The 15,476-nt window shown below is 59.9% G+C and carries 23 protein-coding genes; 14 read left to right on the top strand and 9 right to left on the bottom strand.

The annotated features are described in order from the left end of the window. The first annotated feature begins 3 nt into the window (after positions 1–3). Positions 4–1,098, top strand: a complete 1,095-nt coding sequence (locus tag ACR0MS_RS07020; RefSeq protein WP_480571700.1) for an ABC transporter ATP-binding protein — start codon at positions 4–6, stop codon at positions 1,096–1,098. Between the two features lie 57 nt (positions 1,099–1,155). Here the strand turns inward: ACR0MS_RS07020 and ACR0MS_RS07015 are convergent, their stop codons facing one another. Then, positions 1,156–1,764, bottom strand: a complete 609-nt coding sequence (locus tag ACR0MS_RS07015) for an MlaC/ttg2D family ABC transporter substrate-binding protein (protein WP_480571704.1) — start codon at positions 1,762–1,764, stop codon at positions 1,156–1,158. After that, positions 1,754–2,524, bottom strand: a complete 771-nt coding sequence (locus tag ACR0MS_RS07010; RefSeq protein WP_480571973.1) for an MlaA family lipoprotein — start codon at positions 2,522–2,524, stop codon at positions 1,754–1,756. Before ACR0MS_RS07010 ends, ACR0MS_RS07015 begins: the two co-directional genes overlap by 11 nt. Before the next feature lie 343 nt (positions 2,525–2,867). On the opposite strand from ACR0MS_RS07010, the gene ACR0MS_RS07005 reads away from it, so the two are divergent. The 4 genes from ACR0MS_RS07005 to ACR0MS_RS06990 are packed head-to-tail and all read left to right on the top strand — an operon-like array spanning position 2,868 to position 5,610. Then, positions 2,868–3,323, top strand: a complete 456-nt coding sequence (locus ACR0MS_RS07005) for a RidA family protein (protein WP_480571708.1) — start codon at positions 2,868–2,870, stop codon at positions 3,321–3,323. Further along, entirely contained in the window at positions 3,320–4,087 is a 768-nt protein-coding gene (locus ACR0MS_RS07000) for a glycerophosphodiester phosphodiesterase family protein (RefSeq protein WP_480571711.1), read from the top strand. Before ACR0MS_RS07005 ends, ACR0MS_RS07000 begins: the two co-directional genes overlap by 4 nt. A 45-nt stretch (positions 4,088–4,132) precedes the next feature. Further along, positions 4,133–5,320 carry a GNAT family N-acetyltransferase gene (locus ACR0MS_RS06995; RefSeq protein ID WP_480571714.1) on the top strand — a complete coding sequence of 396 codons (1,188 nt, stop codon included), beginning with the start codon at positions 4,133–4,135 and terminating at the stop codon, positions 5,318–5,320. After that, on the top strand, positions 5,317–5,610 hold the full coding sequence (locus tag ACR0MS_RS06990) for a 4a-hydroxytetrahydrobiopterin dehydratase (RefSeq protein WP_170387748.1): 294 nt from the start codon (positions 5,317–5,319) through the stop codon (positions 5,608–5,610). Before ACR0MS_RS06995 ends, ACR0MS_RS06990 begins: the two co-directional genes overlap by 4 nt. Here the strand turns inward: ACR0MS_RS06990 and ACR0MS_RS06985 are convergent. The 4 genes from ACR0MS_RS06985 to ACR0MS_RS06970 all read right to left on the bottom strand — a co-directional run bounded on the left by ACR0MS_RS06985 (position 5,607) and on the right by ACR0MS_RS06970 (position 7,137). Next, positions 5,607–5,918, bottom strand: a complete 312-nt coding sequence (locus ACR0MS_RS06985) for a hypothetical protein (protein WP_480571717.1) — start codon at positions 5,916–5,918, stop codon at positions 5,607–5,609. The two genes, ACR0MS_RS06990 and ACR0MS_RS06985, sit on opposite strands and share 4 nt — an antisense overlap. Positions 5,919–5,946: 28 nt before the next feature. Beyond that, the gene (locus ACR0MS_RS06980) at positions 5,947–6,294 is read right to left on the bottom strand and encodes an EF-hand domain-containing protein (RefSeq protein ID WP_480571720.1); all 348 of its coding nucleotides are present in this window, start codon (positions 6,292–6,294) and stop codon (positions 5,947–5,949) included. Positions 6,295–6,305: 11 nt separating this feature from the next. Then, positions 6,306–6,551, bottom strand: coding sequence for a glycine zipper 2TM domain-containing protein (locus ACR0MS_RS06975; protein ID WP_480571723.1), 246 nt, complete (start codon positions 6,549–6,551; stop codon positions 6,306–6,308). 100 nt (positions 6,552–6,651) lie between these two features. Then, positions 6,652–7,137 carry a redoxin family protein gene (locus tag ACR0MS_RS06970; RefSeq protein ID WP_480571726.1) on the bottom strand — a complete coding sequence of 162 codons (486 nt, stop codon included), beginning with the start codon at positions 7,135–7,137 and terminating at the stop codon, positions 6,652–6,654. 99 nt (positions 7,138–7,236) lie between these two features. Here ACR0MS_RS06970 and ACR0MS_RS06965 point away from each other — a divergent pair, with 99 nt between their 5' ends. The 4 genes from ACR0MS_RS06965 to ACR0MS_RS06950 are packed head-to-tail and all read left to right on the top strand — an operon-like array spanning position 7,237 to position 9,835. After that, positions 7,237–8,448, top strand: a complete 1,212-nt coding sequence (locus tag ACR0MS_RS06965; protein ID WP_480571729.1) for an NAD(P)/FAD-dependent oxidoreductase — start codon at positions 7,237–7,239, stop codon at positions 8,446–8,448. Continuing rightward, on the top strand, positions 8,445–9,005 hold the full coding sequence (gene rsmD / locus ACR0MS_RS06960; RefSeq protein ID WP_480571732.1) for a 16S rRNA (guanine(966)-N(2))-methyltransferase RsmD: 561 nt from the start codon (positions 8,445–8,447) through the stop codon (positions 9,003–9,005). Before ACR0MS_RS06965 ends, rsmD begins: the two co-directional genes overlap by 4 nt. Beyond that, a complete protein-coding gene (locus ACR0MS_RS06955; protein ID WP_480571735.1) occupies positions 8,998–9,633 on the top strand; it encodes an HAD family hydrolase in 636 nt (211 codons plus the stop codon). The genes rsmD and ACR0MS_RS06955 overlap by 8 nt, the downstream gene beginning before the upstream one ends. Positions 9,634–9,655: 22 nt before the next feature. Next, positions 9,656–9,835 (top strand): hypothetical protein, encoded by a 180-nt coding sequence (locus tag ACR0MS_RS06950; protein ID WP_480571738.1) that lies wholly within the window; start codon positions 9,656–9,658, stop codon positions 9,833–9,835. Here the strand turns inward: ACR0MS_RS06950 and map are convergent. Continuing rightward, the gene (map, locus tag ACR0MS_RS06945) at positions 9,823–10,635 is read right to left on the bottom strand and encodes a type I methionyl aminopeptidase (protein WP_480571741.1); all 813 of its coding nucleotides are present in this window, start codon (positions 10,633–10,635) and stop codon (positions 9,823–9,825) included. The two genes, ACR0MS_RS06950 and map, sit on opposite strands and share 13 nt — an antisense overlap. Positions 10,636–10,822: 187 nt before the next feature. Between map and ACR0MS_RS06940 the strand changes: the two genes are divergently transcribed. Continuing rightward, positions 10,823–11,203: a hypothetical protein gene (locus ACR0MS_RS06940; protein ID WP_480571744.1), complete on the top strand. Its 381-nt coding sequence runs from the start codon at positions 10,823–10,825 to the stop codon at positions 11,201–11,203. A gap of 61 nt (positions 11,204–11,264) precedes the next feature. On the opposite strand, the gene ACR0MS_RS06935 is transcribed toward ACR0MS_RS06940, so the two are convergent. Both ACR0MS_RS06935 and sfsA read right to left on the bottom strand, forming a co-directional pair. Continuing rightward, positions 11,265–11,636 carry a hypothetical protein gene (locus tag ACR0MS_RS06935; RefSeq protein WP_480571747.1) on the bottom strand — a complete coding sequence of 124 codons (372 nt, stop codon included), beginning with the start codon at positions 11,634–11,636 and terminating at the stop codon, positions 11,265–11,267. A 170-nt stretch (positions 11,637–11,806) separates the two neighbouring features. Next, positions 11,807–12,505 (bottom strand): DNA/RNA nuclease SfsA, encoded by a 699-nt coding sequence (sfsA, locus tag ACR0MS_RS06930; protein WP_480571750.1) that lies wholly within the window; start codon positions 12,503–12,505, stop codon positions 11,807–11,809. Positions 12,506–12,557: 52 nt separating this feature from the next. Here sfsA and ACR0MS_RS06925 point away from each other — a divergent pair, with 52 nt between their 5' ends. From ACR0MS_RS06925 to ACR0MS_RS06910, 4 genes are read left to right on the top strand one after another with little or no spacing between them, the layout of a single operon-like run. After that, positions 12,558–13,280 (top strand): competence/damage-inducible protein A, encoded by a 723-nt coding sequence (locus ACR0MS_RS06925; protein WP_480571753.1) that lies wholly within the window; start codon positions 12,558–12,560, stop codon positions 13,278–13,280. After that, on the top strand, positions 13,277–14,005 hold the full coding sequence (locus ACR0MS_RS06920; RefSeq protein WP_480571756.1) for a GNAT family N-acetyltransferase: 729 nt from the start codon (positions 13,277–13,279) through the stop codon (positions 14,003–14,005). The genes ACR0MS_RS06925 and ACR0MS_RS06920 overlap by 4 nt, the downstream gene beginning before the upstream one ends. Next, the gene (locus ACR0MS_RS06915) at positions 14,002–14,574 is read left to right on the top strand and encodes a peroxidase-related enzyme (protein WP_480571759.1); all 573 of its coding nucleotides are present in this window, start codon (positions 14,002–14,004) and stop codon (positions 14,572–14,574) included. Before ACR0MS_RS06920 ends, ACR0MS_RS06915 begins: the two co-directional genes overlap by 4 nt. After that, positions 14,571–15,473: an OmpA family protein gene (locus ACR0MS_RS06910; protein WP_480571762.1), complete on the top strand. Its 903-nt coding sequence runs from the start codon at positions 14,571–14,573 to the stop codon at positions 15,471–15,473. The genes ACR0MS_RS06915 and ACR0MS_RS06910 overlap by 4 nt, the downstream gene beginning before the upstream one ends. Positions 15,474–15,476 lie beyond the last annotated feature (3 nt).

The raw sequence follows: 15,476 nt of genomic DNA, 5'->3' as shown, positions 1-15,476 counted from the left end.
ATCATGGCCCCGATCCTCGATATCCAAAACCTGTATAAGAATTACGGTGCGACCGAGATTCTAAAGGACATCAACATCTCGATCGAACCGGGCGACTTCCTGGTTCTGGTCGGCCCCTCGGGGTGCGGCAAGTCCACCCTGCTGAACTGTATCGCAGGGCTGGAGGAGATCACCGGCGGCACTCTGTCCATTGGCGGGAATGACATGACCCATGTCAGCCCCAAGGACCGCGATATCGCGATGGTGTTTCAGTCCTACGCTTTGTATCCGACCATGACCGTGGCCAAGAACATCACGTTCGGCATGAAGGTCCGCGGGGTCGATCAGGCGACGCAGGATGCCAAGCTGAAAGAGGTGGCGCAGCTTTTGCAGATCGAGCCGCTGCTGAACCGTCGCCCGAGCCAGTTGTCGGGTGGTCAGCGTCAGCGGGTTGCGATGGGTCGGGCGCTTGTGCGCGATCCCAAACTGTTCCTGTTTGACGAGCCGCTGTCGAACCTCGACGCCAAGCTGCGGGTTGAGATGCGGACCGAGATCAAGAAACTGCACCAGACGCTGGATGCGTCCATCGTCTATGTGACCCATGACCAGATCGAGGCGATGACGCTGGCGACCAAGATCGTCGTGCTGAAAGGCGGCGTGGTGCAGCAGATCGGTACCCCGGCTGAGATCTATAACAACCCGGCCAACCTGTTTGTGGCCGATTTCATGGGCTCGCCCGCGATGAACCTAATCCCGGCGCAAGCGCGTAAAAATGGGTCGGGTACCCAGATCGCCATAGCCCGCGACGGCGGTGAACTGGTGCTGAACGACGCCCGCGACTTGGCACTGCCGCAGGATGTGATTCTGGGCCTGCGTCCCGAAGACATCGCCGAGGCCGGGTTCCGCGCAGGTGATGGCGTGCAAGAGGCCGAATGCTTGGTCGATATGGTCGAACCGGCGGGGGCCGACACCTATGTGGTCTCGGAACTGGGCGGCAAGCAGGTCACGGCGCGTCTGCACGCGGAAACTCGTGCGCAGGCAGGCAAGATGTTGAACCTTGCCTTTGACATGAGCAAGGTGTCCTACTTTGCCAAGGAAACCGGTGAACGCCTGAATTAAAAACAAAAGCGCCGCGCGATCAGGGATCGGGCGGCGCTTTTTCGAGCGTAGAGCGGATCAGCTCACCTTGTTCCGGTTCATGTCCTTGATCAGGCGGTTCAGGTCACCACCACGGGCATCCAGCATGGCCCCGATCTCGGTCCGTTCGGTCAGCAGCATATTCACGCCTTCGATGAACATGTTGAAGAACTTGTCACGCCCCGACTTGTCCGAAACAAGGAAGGTCACTTCAAACGGCGACGATCCCTGTAGCTTGACCGAGGTGCGAACCTCGTACCCGGCCTTGATTTTGCGGGCATTGCGCACGGTGACTTCACCGCCGATGAATTCCCGGAATCGGCGGCCGTATTTGTTCGAGATATAACCCTGAAACGCGCTGGTGAACTGTTTCAACTGCGCCGGGCTTGCCGAACGTCCGTCAGCCCCAAGCACATAGCGGGCCATGATCGGGACGTCGGCATATTTTACAAAGATTTTCTCAAAATCGCGGATCATCGCTTTTTCGGACTTACCCGAGGCGATCACGCGGTTGATTTCATCCACGACACTGACAACCAGTGCTTTGGCGCTGGCTTCGGTCTGGGCAAAAGCAGGAAGGGCGGTCATCAGCGCACCGGCCAGGCCGGTGGCGATGAAACCGCGTCGGTTCAGATGGTTACTCGGCATAGGGGTCCTCGTAGGGGTCTAGGTAGGGGTCCCTGACAGGGTCGGTTCCGGTTTCGGCATAGGGGTCATCATACAGACCCAAATAGGCGTCTTCATCGTCCCTTGCCAGTTCAAAGCGCCGGTTTTGCAGGTAGATGGTCTGCGCCTGCCGGTAGCTGTCAGCGCTTTCATACAGGATTGAGTCGACCGTGTCCGAGAACCGGCCGCGATCCCCCATACGGCGCACGACCTCGGCGTAGACACCGATGTTGTCGACGGGGCGAACGGGGGTAAAGTTGATTGGGTTCGAGAACAGATTGACGATCACGCCAATCGAATCCCGCTGGGTTGACGGGCCGTAGAACGGCAGCTCGACATAAGCGCCTTCACCGACGCCCCAGACATGCAGTGTCTCGCCGAAATCCGTATCCACCGGCGGCAGGTTCAATTCGCTGGCAGGATCAGACAGGCCCGCGCCGCCGACGGTTGTGTTGATCACGAACCGCAACAGGGCATTCCCGGATTGCTTGAGATTGCCCTGCAGCAGGTAATCCAGCGCCTGCCCCGGCATCGTCAGGTTTTCGGCGAAATGGTTGAAGCTGGTGACCACAGGATCCGGGACGATCTTGACATATCCCTTCGAGGCCGGGCGGAACAGGAACCGGTCAACACCAAGGTTGAACTTGTGGATGCCCCGGTTGGTGTTTTCATAGGGATCGAATGTTTCCCCCGGAGGCGTCCCTTCGGGCGGGCGCGTGGCACATGCACCAAGAACGGCCATAAGGGACAGGACGATTACGGGCTTTAAGCGAATTCTGCTCAACACGGTCTTTGCCACTCCAACCTGCTCGGATGTCATACAGCCGAACGCTTAATCAATACTGCTTCTGGCCGCACAGGGGCGGCACAATTCGATGACACATAGGTGTTTCACAAATACATTGAAACAGCCAGCGTTTAACCCGCACGAAGGGTCAAGGTAAAGTGACCAGAGAGGAACACTCCGGAATAAGAGAAGTTATGCTTAGTGCGCGGGCAACCCTAAAACCGCCGGTTTCGTGCTTTTCCAAATCCCAGAACCCGGTTAGCGTCCGACCGAGTCGAATTTAGGTGAGGATCATCACATGAGCATCGCAGCAAAACTGGAAAGCCTGGGCGTCACTTTGCCGGACGCGCCTGCTCCGGCCGCCAATTACGTCCCTTTCGTGCGTGTCGGGAATGTCGTCTATGTCTCGGGTCAGATTTCAAAGGATGACGACCTGATCACCGGCAAGCTGGGCGATGACATGGACGTCGAGGTCGGAGCCGCCGCTGCCAAAGTCTGCGCGATAAACTTGCTGGCACAGGTCAAGGCGGCCTGTGGCGGGGATATCGACAAGCTGGTGCGCGTGATCAAGCTGACCGGGTTCGTGAACTCGACCGCTGATTTCACCGCGCAGCCGCAGGTGATCAACGGTGCATCCGATTTTCTGGTCGAGGCGCTGGGCGAAGCGGGCCGTCATTCGCGCTCGGCCGTCAGCGCCGCGTCGCTGCCTCTGGGCGTGGCGGTTGAGATCGAAGGTATCTTCGAGATCGCATGACGCCTGCATTGCCAGCCGCGTTCCTGCAGGCTCCGATTGCGCATCGGGCCTTGCATGACATCTCGGAAAACCGCCCGGAAAACAGCCGGGCGGCCATTCGTGCAGCGATCCGGGCCGGCTACGGTATCGAGATCGACCTGCAACTGACTGCAGATGACCGGGCCGTGGTGTTCCACGACTATGACTTGGCGCGTCTGACCGGCCAATCGGGTCCGATCCGTCAGGTTTCGTCGGCTGAGGCCTCGAAGCTGCCGTTGTTGTTTGGCGATGACGGCATTCCAACACTGGACGAGGTGTTGGACATCGTTGCGGGTCGGGTTCCCCTTTTGATCGAGCTCAAGGATCAGGACGGCGCGATGGGATCCAATGTCGGCCCGTTGGAGCATGACACTGTCCGCGCCTTGCAGGGCTATGACGGCCCCGTGGCTCTGATGTCGTTCAACCCCAATTCGGTGGCGGAACTGGCGCGTATCGCTCCGCATTTGCCGCGTGGGATCACAACCTGCGCCTATGAGCCGAAGGTCGAGCTGTTGCCGCAGGATGTGTGCGACCATCTGCGCGGCATTCCGGATTTCGACCGGGTCGGAGCCAGCTTTATCAGCCACGAAGCCGCCGACCTTGCGCGCCCTCGCGTGGCAGAGCTGAAGGCGCAAGGCGTTCCGATCCTGTGCTGGACCATCCGCACGCCCGAACAAGAGGCAGAGGCCCGCAAGGTTGCCGATAACGTGACCTTCGAGGGGTATTTGGCAGCCCATCCGGGTTGAACCCACCCCCGTCCGTCACAGATAAAGACCAGACGCGGAGGGCACATGGATCAGGCACAGATCGAGGTTCGGGTACTGAATTCACTCGCGCAGATACCTGCGGCTGAGTGGGACAGTTGCGCCTGCCCCGAAGCCTTGGACGGGGGTCGCCCGGTTGATCCTTTCACCACGCATCGGTTTCTGCTGGCGCTGGAACGAAGCGGTTCGGTCGGGCGCGGCACCGGCTGGCAGCCGCAATATCTGACCGCCTATCTGGACGGGATGCTGATTGGGGCGGCGCCGATGTACGCCAAGTCGCACTCTCAGGGCGAGTACATCTTCGACCACAATTGGGCGCATGCCTATGAAAACGCGGGTGGGCGCTATTACCCCAAGCTGCAGATCGCGGTGCCCTTTACACCTGCAACAGGGCGGCGGTTTCTGGTGCGGCCGGGTTACGAAGGGGTCGGTATGTCCACTCTGGTTCAAGGGGCGGTGCAACTGGCGGCAGACAATCACGTGTCTTCGATCCACGCGACCTTTTGCACCGAGGCAGAGGCCGCTGCGGGTGAGGAAATGGGCCTGATGGTCCGCCATTCACAGCAGTTTCACTGGCTGAATGATGGATACGCCGATTTCGACGGGTTTCTAGCCGCGCTATCGTCGCGCAAACGCAAGAATATCCGCAAGGAGCGCACGCAGGCCATCGGGTTCGGCGGTGATATCCGCACCTATACCGGCGGCGACCTACTGCCTGAACATTGGGATGCGTTCTGGCGGTTCTATCAGGACACGGGCTCGCGCAAATGGGGGATGCCGTATCTAACGCGGCAATTCTTTGATATCGTGCATGAAACCATGGCGGATGACATGGCCTTGGTGCTGGCAGAGCGCAACGGGTATCCGATTGCAGGCGCGTTGAATTTCATCGGGCGCGAGACGTTGTTTGGCCGCTATTGGGGGTGCGTTGAACACCATGCCTGCCTGCATTTCGAACTGTGCTATTATAGGGCGATCGACTTCGCCATTTCACAGGGCTTGGCGCGGGTTGAAGCCGGTGCACAGGGGGAACACAAGCTGGCGCGCGGCTATCTGCCCACGCGCACGCATAGCCTGCATTGGGTGAACGACCCCGGCTTTGCCGATGCGATCAAGAAATATCTGGACGCCGAGGCCCACGCAGTGGGAGAAGAGATCGAGATTCTAACGGATTACGGCCCGTTCAGAAAATCGAACCCGGAGGAACAGCAATGACCGAATTATTGTCGACCGAGACCCGCGGCCCCCTTCTGGACCCGCTGTTCAAGAACGGCTGGACCATGGTCAAGGACCGGGATGCGATTACAAAAACCTTCATCTTCGAGGATTTCGTCCACGCGTTCGGCTGGATGACGCAGGTGGCGATTTTTGCTGAAAAGTGGAATCACCACCCTGAATGGTTCAATGTTTACCGCACGGTCGAGGTGACCCTTTCAACACATGACGTCGGCGGGCTGTCGTCGCTTGACGCAAAACTTGCCCGCAAGATGGACAGCCTGGCCTAGCCGCGATCTCCGCGCGACCCCATACCTCCGGCAAGGCTGGCGACTTCGCCCAGACGCCTGAATTCGGCCGGGGTAACCGTGCCGTCGCTGACATCAATGTTGCCGGGTATTCCGGTTCTTCGGTTCCCGACCATGCGCACGGATCTGGCGGCCGGGTTGATCTCGAGGCAGCGCGACTCATAACAGGTCAAGCCGCTGGTGCTGATCTGGATCTGTTGTTGACCGTCCGGACCTGTGACCACGGGTGCCTGCGGCACATCGCAGGCCGCAAGCACGCCAAGAACGCCCAGAGAAATCCATTTGTTCATTGCACGCTCCTGTTCGGTTCGACGGATGTTAGTCCAACTGCCCGTTGCCGTCCTGATCCGCGGATGTAAAATCCTCATTCATCTGCGCGTCGTATTCTGCACGAGAGATAAGGTTGTCCCGATTGCGGTCAACGCTTTGGAACTGTTTTATGTCCAGAAACGGCTTGGCCTCTTCCAGACCAAGGGTGCCGTTCTTGTCCTCGTCCATGGCCTGAAACGCATAGTCGGAAAAGGCGTTGAACTCATCCTTGGACAGGAAACCATCGTTATTTGCGTCGATGGCTTTCAGCTCATTTTCATGCAGCTCTGCCGTGGTCTCGGCAAAAGCTGCCCCTGCCAGAACGGTCAGGCCAAGTGTCAAAATCCCAAGTCTCATCACGTTCCCCCTCAGCATGTGAATCTCTGACCTTCGATCCCGCCAACTGCGGCACCTGCCGCTGTCAGGATCGTTTTGCCGGACCCGCCGCCAAACTGGTTGCCGATGACGCCGCCCAAAAGCGCGCCGCCGACCGTGCCGCTGAGACAGGCGATCTCATGCTGGCGCGCGGCTTGTTGTTGCGGGGTGGGGGCCGGGCCGCAGGCGGCCAATGCGCCGACTGAGACCAGACATAGGGTGAATACCTTGAACCTCATAAACAACTCCCTGATGAATACGGGTCGAGTATTCGCGCATCAGGGCAGTCTATCAAGTTAAATAGAAGGTTTGGCCCCGACAGAACCGGGGCGAACAGTATCAGATGACGTCCAGCAGGCCCTCACCGGCAGAAATTTCGCACGCACCGGGGCTTTCTTCCAGATTCAGCGCCGTGACCTTGCCGTCTTCGACCAGCATCGCATAGCGTTTCGAGCGCGCGATCAGACCGGCAGGCGGGGCGTCGAAATCCATGCCGATGGCCTTGGTGAACTCGGACGCGGCATCGGCCAGCATGGTCAGGCCCGCATCGGACGCGCCGGTGGCCTCGCCCCAGGCTTTCATCACGAAGGGGTCGTTGACCGAAACGCAGATGATCTCATCCACGCCTTTGGCGTCGAACTGATCCTTGGTGCGCATGAAGCTGGGCACATGGGCCGAATGGCAGGTGGGTGTGAACGCACCGGGCACGGCAAAAATCACCACTTTGCGCCCGCTTGTCTTGTCGGAAACCCGCACCTCTTCGGGGCCTTCCGCGCCGATCTGGATCAGCGTGGCGTCGGGCAGCATATCACCTGTTGAAATCATTTTTGTACTCCTGTCGTTTGGATTTGCAGAGTCGGGCTTAGCCGCAATATAGGTGGTCGCGTGGAGGAGACCACGGGAATTCGACAGGGTGAGGGGAAGATGAGCCATATTGTCGTAATCGGTGCCGGACAAGCGGGCGCATCGCTTGTTGCAAAGCTGCGCAAGGACGGGTTTGAGGGCGACATCACCCTGATCGGGGCCGAGCCGCATCTGCCTTATCAGCGCCCCCCGCTGTCCAAGGCCTATCTGCTGGGCGAGATGGAGTTGGAGCGCCTGTTCCTGCGCCCCGAGAGCTTTTATGCCGAGAACAACATCACCCTGCGACTGGGCCAGCGCGTGACCGCGATTGATCCGCAGGCCAAGACCGTGTCGCTGGGTGATGAAGTCATTTCCTATGACGAGTTGGCGCTGACCACCGGGTCCGACCCGCGCCGCTTGCCTGCCGCGATTGGTGGCGATCTGGCGGGTGTTCATGTGGTGCGCGACCTGGCCCATATCGACGAGATGGAGCCGCGCGTCAAAGAAGGTGCTCGTGCGTTGATCGTGGGCGGCGGCTATATCGGGCTTGAGGCCGCGGCGGTCTGTGCCAAGCGCGGGGTCAAGGTGACCTTGGTCGAAATGGCCGACCGCATCTTGCAAAGGGTCGCCGCCGCCGAGACCAGCGACTATTTCCGCGCGCTTCACACGCAATACGGGGCGGATATCCGCGAGGGTGTCGGTCTGGATCGTCTGGTGGGCGAGGACGGCAAGGTCACGGGTGCGATCCTGACGGACGGAACCGAACTGGATGTTGACTTTGTGGTCGTTGGCGTGGGTATCGCTCCTGCGACCGCTCTAGCGGAATTGGCGGGGCTGGATCTGGACAATGGCATCAAGACCGATGCCCATGGCCGCACCTCGAACCCGTCGATCTGGGCGGCGGGGGATTGCGCGTCATTCCCACATGCCGGGGGGCGTATCCGTCTGGAAAGCGTGCCGAACGCGATTGATCAGGCTGAGATCGTTGCCCAGAACATGCTGGGTGCGGCCAAGGGCTATACCGCGACGCCGTGGTTCTGGTCGGATCAATATGACGTCAAACTACAGATCGCGGGTCTGAACACCGGCTATGATCGCGTTGTGACGCGGCAAGGTGAAGGCGCAACCGTATCCTTCTGGTACTACAAAGGCGACCAGTTGATTGCCGTGGACGCGATGAACGACCCGCGCGCTTATATGGTCGGCAAACGCCTGATCGACGCGGGCAAAACCGCTGATCCCGCCGTGGTTGCCGACCCCGAAGCGGACCTCAAGCCGCTGCTCAAAGCGTGAGGATCATCGCCGGAGAGTTCCGGGGCCGCGCATTGGCCTCGGTCGGCAAAGGGGATGCAGGTGCGCATCTGCGGCCAACAACGGATCGGGTGCGCGAAAGCCTGTTCAACGTGCTGGCGCACCAGATCGACTTTGACGGGCTGCGCGTGCTGGACCTGTTTGCAGGCACCGGCGCGCTGGGGCTTGAGGCGCTGTCGCGCGGCGCATCCCATGTGACCTTTGTGGATGACGGGCGCGTGGCGCAGGGGTTGATCCGTAAGAATATTGACCTGACCCGCAGCTCTGACCGAACCCAGTTGATCCGCCGCGACGCAACCCGGCTGGGCGAAAATCCAGACGCGGCCTATGATCTGATCTTCCTTGATCCGCCTTACGGCAAGTCGATGGGGCAAAAAGCCATTGCCGCGCTGAGCCATGGCTGGATCGCGGATGACGCCTTGATCGTGTGGGAGGAGAGCGCCCCCATGCAGCCACCATTGGGGTTCACCCTGCAGGACACCCGCAAATACGGCGACACGCATATCTCGCTGATGTGGAAAGAGGGCGCGAATGCATGATTTGGTGATCTTCGATTGCGACGGGGTGTTGGTGGACAGTGAGCCCCTGTCCAATCAGGTGCTGGTCGAAAACCTTGCACGCTATGGGCTGGACCTGACCATTGAAGACAGCGTGGGGTTCTTTCTGGGCGGCACCATGACCGGTGTGCGCGACAAGGCCCGCGCGCTGGGCGCGGACCTGCCCGAGGATTGGGTGGATGAGGTCTATACTGAGACCTACGCCCGCTTGCGTGACGGAGTGGACCTGATGCCGGGGGTTGCCGATCTGCTGGCCGCGTTGGACACGCGGGGGATTCCGTTTTGCGTTGCCTCAAACGGCAGCCCGGACAAGATGCAGATCACGCTGGGACAGAATGGGCTGTGGGACAGGTTTCGGGATGTCACCTTCTCGGCCCATGTTCTTGGGGTGGCAAAACCCGACCCGACCTTGTTCCTGACTGCGGCGCGACGCTTCGGAGCCAAGACCCCGGTTGTGATCGAAGACAGCGCCAGCGGTGTCACCGCCGCGATGCGCGCCAATATGCGTTGCCTGGCCTATGCGCCACAGGGTGCAGGGCAGAAACTGGCCGAACTGGGGGCCGAGCCGTTCTCGGATATGGCGCAGGTGCCCACGCTTTTGGGGCTTTGACCCAACTGTGATAGGCTGCGGCATGGATCGCGCATTGCCACCTTTGTTCTGGGCACCGAAACAGGATGCTGAAACCGTCACTGGCCCCGAGCGCACGCCGATGCGTGCGCCGATTTTCATCCATGACGCAGTCATCCCGTGGCGGGATGAGACTTTGCTGCTGAAACTGCTACGCGATCAGGCCAAAGATCAGGACGAGTAGGTCGGGTGGAACATATCACCCGGCGACAGGGTGAAAATCTCGACCCCATCTGCCGTCACACCCACCGAATGTTCAAACTGCGCCGATAGCGACTTGTCGCGGGTCACAGCGGTCCAGTCATCGGCCAGCGTCTTGGTCTCGGGGCGGCCCAGATTGACCATGGGTTCGATGGTAAAGAACATCCCCTCTTCCAGCACAGCACCGGTGCCTGGACGCCCGTAATGCAGCACGTTGGGCGGCGCGTGGAACACCCGGCCCAGCCCATGGCCGCAGAAGTCGCGCACAACGCTCATGCGATGCGCTTCGACATAGGCCTGAATCGCGTGGCCGATATCGCCGAACGTGTTGCCCGGCTTGACCATCTCGATCCCCTTGAACAGAGCGTCATGGGTCACTTGGATCAGACGTTCCGCCTTGCGAGGCAGTTTGCCCGCCACATACATGCGCGAGGTGTCACCGAACCAGCCGTCGACGATGACGGTAACGTCGATATTCAGGATATCGCCATCCTTCAGCCGCTTGTCGCCGGGAATGCCGTGGCAGACCACGTGATTGACGCTGATACAGCTTGCGTGCTGATAGCCCTTATAGCCGATGGTGGCCGATGTTGCGCCTGCGTCCTCGACCATCTGGGTGATCAGGCCATCAATCACCCCGGTGGTTTGACCGGGAAAGACATGCTCTGCAATGTCATCCAGAATCCGCGCAGCCAAGGCCCCTGCCGCGTGCATGCCGGCAAAGTCGCCCTGTTCATAGATGCGGATACCGTCCTTGGTCAGACGGCCACGATGTTCCTTCATCGGTGCGAGGCTCCAAATGTTTCGCGCAGCATTTCTTTTACGCTGCTTGTGCAGAAAGTACCAGAGGGTGATGGGTCGCGGGTTTTTTCAACTGTTCAAATGGCGTTGAGCACGGAAATTTCAAGCACAGCTCACTGTCCGCCTCTGTTATGCTGCGCCAGCACTATTACCATTTCGGCGTGGCAGTATGAAGATCCTGACAGTGAACAGTTGGCTTGTTGTGGCATTGGCCGTTTTTCTAACCGGCTGCCGCGAGGATCATAGAGTTTTGACCGGGCAGGAGTTGGCCTCGGAACTGAACACCAGCCGCAAGATTGCGTTCGAGCGGTTCCACATCTCTGGCACCGCCACTCTGCGAAGCGACAGGACGTTTGAGGCCACGGTCCCCCGTCTTGGGCGTGACACTGGAACATGGTGGCTGGACGGCGACAAAATCTGCAGCCGATGGGCGAACTTCCGGCAAGGGCAAGAGCTTTGCGCCGTGATCGGGCAGAACGAAGAGGGTCAATTTCGGGGAGAAAGCCCGACATCGGGCGCTTTTCTGGGCAGTTTCCGGTTCTTGAACTGAACCAGCTTGTGCAAGCCCCCCGACCTTATGTTCGGGGAGGCTTGTCAGATTGTTGTTTGTCTCAGACGCAGGTGTAGAAAATGAAATGCACGGGACGAACTGACCCGTCGGCTTGCGTTCTGTTGCTGACACCAAGGTCTTTTTTGATCGCAGCTTGCCCGGTCAGATTTGGGCTGGCCTGACCCGCGCAGAACGCTGCAACGCGGCGTCGGACTTCGGGCTCGGTCACTTCGTCAGGGAAGAACCCGATTTCGATCGTCTTGTAGACGCCGCCTGATTCCAGCGGAAATGCCAGATCCAGACCTTGTTGGTCAGCGGGGTTCGGGAAAACACCTTGAACCAGCGTGGCACGACGGGTTGCCGCCGCCTGAGGGTCCACGGAACAGGCGGTCAGGGTGAGCGCCGCGATAAGTACTGAAAATGTCTTTTTCATTGATGTCTCTGATATTGCCTCGGAACTGGAAGGCTGGAAACCGTCGTCTCAGGCCCACCCTTCAAGTTGTGTGTGCTGGTGCAGTGTGGCACTTTTAAGGCGAGTGGCGGCCAATTCTTCGCGTGGCATCCGAAAAGAGTCCGACCCCCAAAAATGCGCTTGGCTGCGACTTACGCCAGACGTGTGGGCTGCACCCAAACGCCGTCGGCTGAGATGCGAGTCGCGTAGACCAGACGCTCCACCCCCTGCGCCTGAGCAGTTTCAAACGCCGCGGCATAAGTCGGGTCGATATCGGCGGCCAATGCAAACCGGTCGCAATCCGTGCGCTGTACAAGATACAGCATGATCGCCCGATGACCCTGCGCCGCCATTGCCGACAGTTCGCCCAGATGTTTGGTGCCGCGTGCAGTGACGCTGTCGGGGAACTCGGCCAAACCCGGTTGGCGCGACAGGGTCACGCTTTTGACCTCGACATAGGCATCCGGCAGGCCGGGTTGGGTCAGCAGAAAGTCGATGCGGCTGTTTTCGCCGTATTTCACCTCGGGGCGGACGGCTTCATAAGGGGTGAGTTCGGGGATGTCGCGCGCCTCTAAAGCTGCGCGCAGGGCTTTGTTCGGAACGGACGTATCGACCCCGGTGAAATGGCCGTTTTCATGATCGACCAGCCGCCAGCCGTATTTCAGCTTTTTCTTCGGGTCGTCATTGGGTTCCAGCCAGATTTTCTGCTCTGGTTCCGCCAGCCCCATCATTGACCCCGGATTGGCGCAATGGGCGGTCACCTCGCGCCCATCCTCCAACCTGCAATCGGCCAGAAAGCGTTTGTAGCGGCGGATCAGGCGGGCGGGAACAAGAGGGGTTTCAAATCGCATGGCCTAGGGCCTATACCTGCCCAATGGGTCGATCAAGAGGGGGGCACGCGCCATGGCCAATCCAACCGCCGCAATGCTGGTGATCGGGGATGAGATCCTCTCGGGCCGCACGCGCGACGCCAATATGCATTACCTTGCCGGTGAATTGACCAAGCTGGGCATCGACCTGAAAGAGGTGCGTGTCGTCAGCGACGAGGCCGCCGCGATCGAGGCGGCAGTCAAGGCGCTGTCTGACGCCCACGACCACGTCTTTACCAGCGGCGGGATCGGCCCGACCCATGACGACATCACCGCCGACTGCATTGCCCGCGCTTTCGGTGCGCCGATCGACGTTCGTGACGATGCGCGTGCCCTGCTTGAGGCGCATTACGAGAATTCCGGGCTGGAGTTGAATGCGGCGCGGTTGCGCATGGCGCGCATTCCTGACGGCGCCACACTGATCGACAACCCGGTTTCGACTGCGCCGGGCTTCACCATCGAGAACGTGCATGTAATGGCCGGGGTTCCGACGGTCTTTCAGGCAATGGTCGCCAGCGTTCTGCATGGGTTGACCCGAGGCAGCCCGCTATTGTCACAAACCCTGCGGGTGGATCGCGGGGAAGGGGATATCGCCGGTACGTTGTCCGTTTTGGCCGACGACTTCCCGGACCTTTCCATTGGCAGCTATCCGTTTCAGGTCAACGGCGTGTTCGGATCCAATATAGTCATCCGCGGGACCGACGGTGCGCGCGTTGACGCGGCCACAATCCGACTGGCGAAAGAGTTAAACCTTTGACGCGGCACTGGGGCGACGTGGTCGATGGCACTTGGCCTGCCGCACAGTACAGGGTGCAAGGCCCGTTTCGGTTGCGGCGGGGGCTGGGCGGGGGCTCTCGCGTATCGGCTGCAAACGCACTTGCCCCAGCGACAATAGCCGACATTGAAGATGCCGAAGCTGCGATGCAGTCCATGGGACAAAGGCCCCTGTTCTGCGTTTGGCCGGGGGATGAAGAACTGGACCAGCAGCTTGCGGATCGCGGGTATGATGTATTGGACCCGGTCAACATCTATTCCTGCCCGGTTCAGCATCTGACGGATATCCCGATCCCTCGCGTCACGGCCTTTGCCATCTGGGATCCGTTGGCAATCATGAACGAAATCTGGGCCAAAGGGGGCATCGGCCCCGACCGTCTGGCCGTGATGGATCGCGCACCGGGGCCGAAGACCGGACTATTGCTGCGTCGGGCGGATCAGCCTGCGGGTACTGCTTTCGTCGCGGTGCATGACGCGACGGCCATGGTGCACGCGTTAGAGGTTTTGCCGTCGCACCGTCGTCACGGCTTGGGTCGGTGGGCGATGCGCGCTGCGGCGTTCTGGGCGCAGGAGCAAGGCGCTGAAACGCTTAGCGTGATCTGCACCAAGGCCAATGATGGGGCCAATGGTCTCTATCATGCGCTCGGGATGGAGATCGTCGGCGAATACCATTACCGTCAGCTTACCCAAGGAGAGAGCCCGACGTGACCGATCAAACCCTGCCCACAGCCCTGAACCTGCCGATGGCCGACCCGCTGCCGCCTGCGACCCAAAAGTACTTTGATATCTGCGTCGAAAAGCTGGGTTTTGTGCCAAATGTGTTAAAGGCCTATGCGTTCGATATCGACAAGCTGAACGGCTTTACGGGGATGTATAACGACCTGATGCTGGGCGACAGTGGGCTGTCCAAGCTGGAACGTGAAATGATCGCGGTTGTGGTCTCGGCCATCAACAAGTGCTTTTACTGTCTTGTGGCCCATGGCGCGGCGGTCCGGCAATTATCGGGCAATCCCCAACTGGGTGAGATGTTGGTGATGAACTACCGTGTCGCCCCTTTGGATACGCGTCAACGCGCGATGCTGGACTTTGCGGTAAAGATGACAACTGCCAGTACCGAGATCGAAGAACCTGACCGTCAGCGCCTGCGCGACGCAGGTTTTTCGGACCGCGATATCTGGGACATCGCCAATGTGACCGGCTTTTTCAACATGTCCAACCGGGTTGCCAGCGCCACGGCGATGGCCCCCAATGATGAATATCACGCGCAGGCCCGATGATCCGAAACCTAACCCTCATATTGGCCCTGTGGGTCGGGCCGGCTGGCGCGCAAGACCTGACGATGTCTTCTGGTTCGCGTCTGGTTAGCGACAGGACCAGTGCCTTGGACAGCTATGACATGCCAACCGGGGCTTTTGCCGATGGCTCTGTGCCTGCCCGAACGGTCGAGGGCCGGGTCGAGCGTTTGACGTGGCGCTTGCAGGCGGGGTCCAGCACGACGCTGCAACTGCTGGAACCGCTGCGGGATCAGATTCAGGCGCAAGGCTTCGACGTTCTGTTTGAGTGTGAGGCGCGCACCTGCGGCGGTTTCGATTTCCGCTTTGGAACCGAGGTCGTGCCAACGCCCGACATGTATGTCGCCATTCAGGACTATCGCTTTCTGTCTGCCACGCGCGGGGACGAGGCGCTGAGCCTGCTGGTCAGCCGCAACCCACCAGATGGGTATGTGCAGTTGATCCGGGTGACACCTGCGGATGCCGAAGCCCCTCCGCCGCTTGTCATCGAAGAGACGGTGGACCAGTCGCAGGGGTTGCTGGCTGATCTCGAAGAGAATGGCCATGTCATTCTGGACGATCTGCATTTTCGCACCGGCGAGATCACGTTGGGCGACGGTCCTTTTGCGTCGCTTGCCCTGATCGCTGCATATCTGAAAGAAAACCCAAGCGTGCGGATGGCGCTTGTGGGCAACACGGATGACACCGGCACGCTCGAGGCAAATATCTCGGTCAGCACGGGCCGCGCTCAGGCGGTTCGCGTCCGTTTGATTGAAAAATACGGTGTCGTGGCAGACCGGCTTGAGGCGCGCGGGATCGGGTATCTTGCCCCGTTAACCTCGAACGCCACGCCCGAGGGCAGGGATCTGAACCGCCGGGTCGAAGCGATTTTGCTGGTCAACTGATCC

The sequence above is a fragment of the Ruegeria sp. CJ2 genome, assembly GCF_056536745.1.
Note: the sequence above shows the minus strand (reverse complement) of the source record. Positions and strands in the feature narration are given on the sequence as shown.

What these genes read in the sequence shown, in the direction of transcription:
- ACR0MS_RS07020 (WP_480571700.1), top strand. Translation starts at nt 4, where the DNA reads ATGGCCCCGATCCTCGATATCCAAAACCTGTATAAGAATTACGGTGCG.
- ACR0MS_RS07015 (WP_480571704.1), bottom strand. Translation starts at nt 1,764, where the DNA reads ATGCCGAGTAACCATCTGAACCGACGCGGTTTCATCGCCACCGGCCTG.
- ACR0MS_RS07010 (WP_480571973.1), bottom strand. Translation starts at nt 2,524, where the DNA reads ATGGCCGTTCTTGGTGCATGTGCCACGCGCCCGCCCGAAGGGACGCCT.
- ACR0MS_RS07005 (WP_480571708.1), top strand. Translation starts at nt 2,868, where the DNA reads ATGAGCATCGCAGCAAAACTGGAAAGCCTGGGCGTCACTTTGCCGGAC.
- ACR0MS_RS07000 (WP_480571711.1), top strand. Translation starts at nt 3,320, where the DNA reads ATGACGCCTGCATTGCCAGCCGCGTTCCTGCAGGCTCCGATTGCGCAT.
- ACR0MS_RS06995 (WP_480571714.1), top strand. Translation starts at nt 4,133, where the DNA reads ATGGATCAGGCACAGATCGAGGTTCGGGTACTGAATTCACTCGCGCAG.
- ACR0MS_RS06990 (WP_170387748.1), top strand. Translation starts at nt 5,317, where the DNA reads ATGACCGAATTATTGTCGACCGAGACCCGCGGCCCCCTTCTGGACCCG.
- ACR0MS_RS06985 (WP_480571717.1), bottom strand. Translation starts at nt 5,918, where the DNA reads ATGAACAAATGGATTTCTCTGGGCGTTCTTGGCGTGCTTGCGGCCTGC.
- ACR0MS_RS06980 (WP_480571720.1), bottom strand. Translation starts at nt 6,294, where the DNA reads ATGAGACTTGGGATTTTGACACTTGGCCTGACCGTTCTGGCAGGGGCA.
- ACR0MS_RS06975 (WP_480571723.1), bottom strand. Translation starts at nt 6,551, where the DNA reads ATGAGGTTCAAGGTATTCACCCTATGTCTGGTCTCAGTCGGCGCATTG.
- ACR0MS_RS06970 (WP_480571726.1), bottom strand. Translation starts at nt 7,137, where the DNA reads ATGATTTCAACAGGTGATATGCTGCCCGACGCCACGCTGATCCAGATC.
- ACR0MS_RS06965 (WP_480571729.1), top strand. Translation starts at nt 7,237, where the DNA reads ATGAGCCATATTGTCGTAATCGGTGCCGGACAAGCGGGCGCATCGCTT.
- ACR0MS_RS06955 (WP_480571735.1), top strand. Translation starts at nt 8,998, where the DNA reads ATGCATGATTTGGTGATCTTCGATTGCGACGGGGTGTTGGTGGACAGT.
- ACR0MS_RS06950 (WP_480571738.1), top strand. Translation starts at nt 9,656, where the DNA reads ATGGATCGCGCATTGCCACCTTTGTTCTGGGCACCGAAACAGGATGCT.
- map (WP_480571741.1), bottom strand. Translation starts at nt 10,635, where the DNA reads ATGAAGGAACATCGTGGCCGTCTGACCAAGGACGGTATCCGCATCTAT.
- ACR0MS_RS06940 (WP_480571744.1), top strand. Translation starts at nt 10,823, where the DNA reads ATGAAGATCCTGACAGTGAACAGTTGGCTTGTTGTGGCATTGGCCGTT.
- ACR0MS_RS06935 (WP_480571747.1), bottom strand. Translation starts at nt 11,636, where the DNA reads ATGAAAAAGACATTTTCAGTACTTATCGCGGCGCTCACCCTGACCGCC.
- sfsA (WP_480571750.1), bottom strand. Translation starts at nt 12,505, where the DNA reads ATGCGATTTGAAACCCCTCTTGTTCCCGCCCGCCTGATCCGCCGCTAC.
- ACR0MS_RS06925 (WP_480571753.1), top strand. Translation starts at nt 12,558, where the DNA reads ATGGCCAATCCAACCGCCGCAATGCTGGTGATCGGGGATGAGATCCTC.
- ACR0MS_RS06910 (WP_480571762.1), top strand. Translation starts at nt 14,571, where the DNA reads ATGATCCGAAACCTAACCCTCATATTGGCCCTGTGGGTCGGGCCGGCT.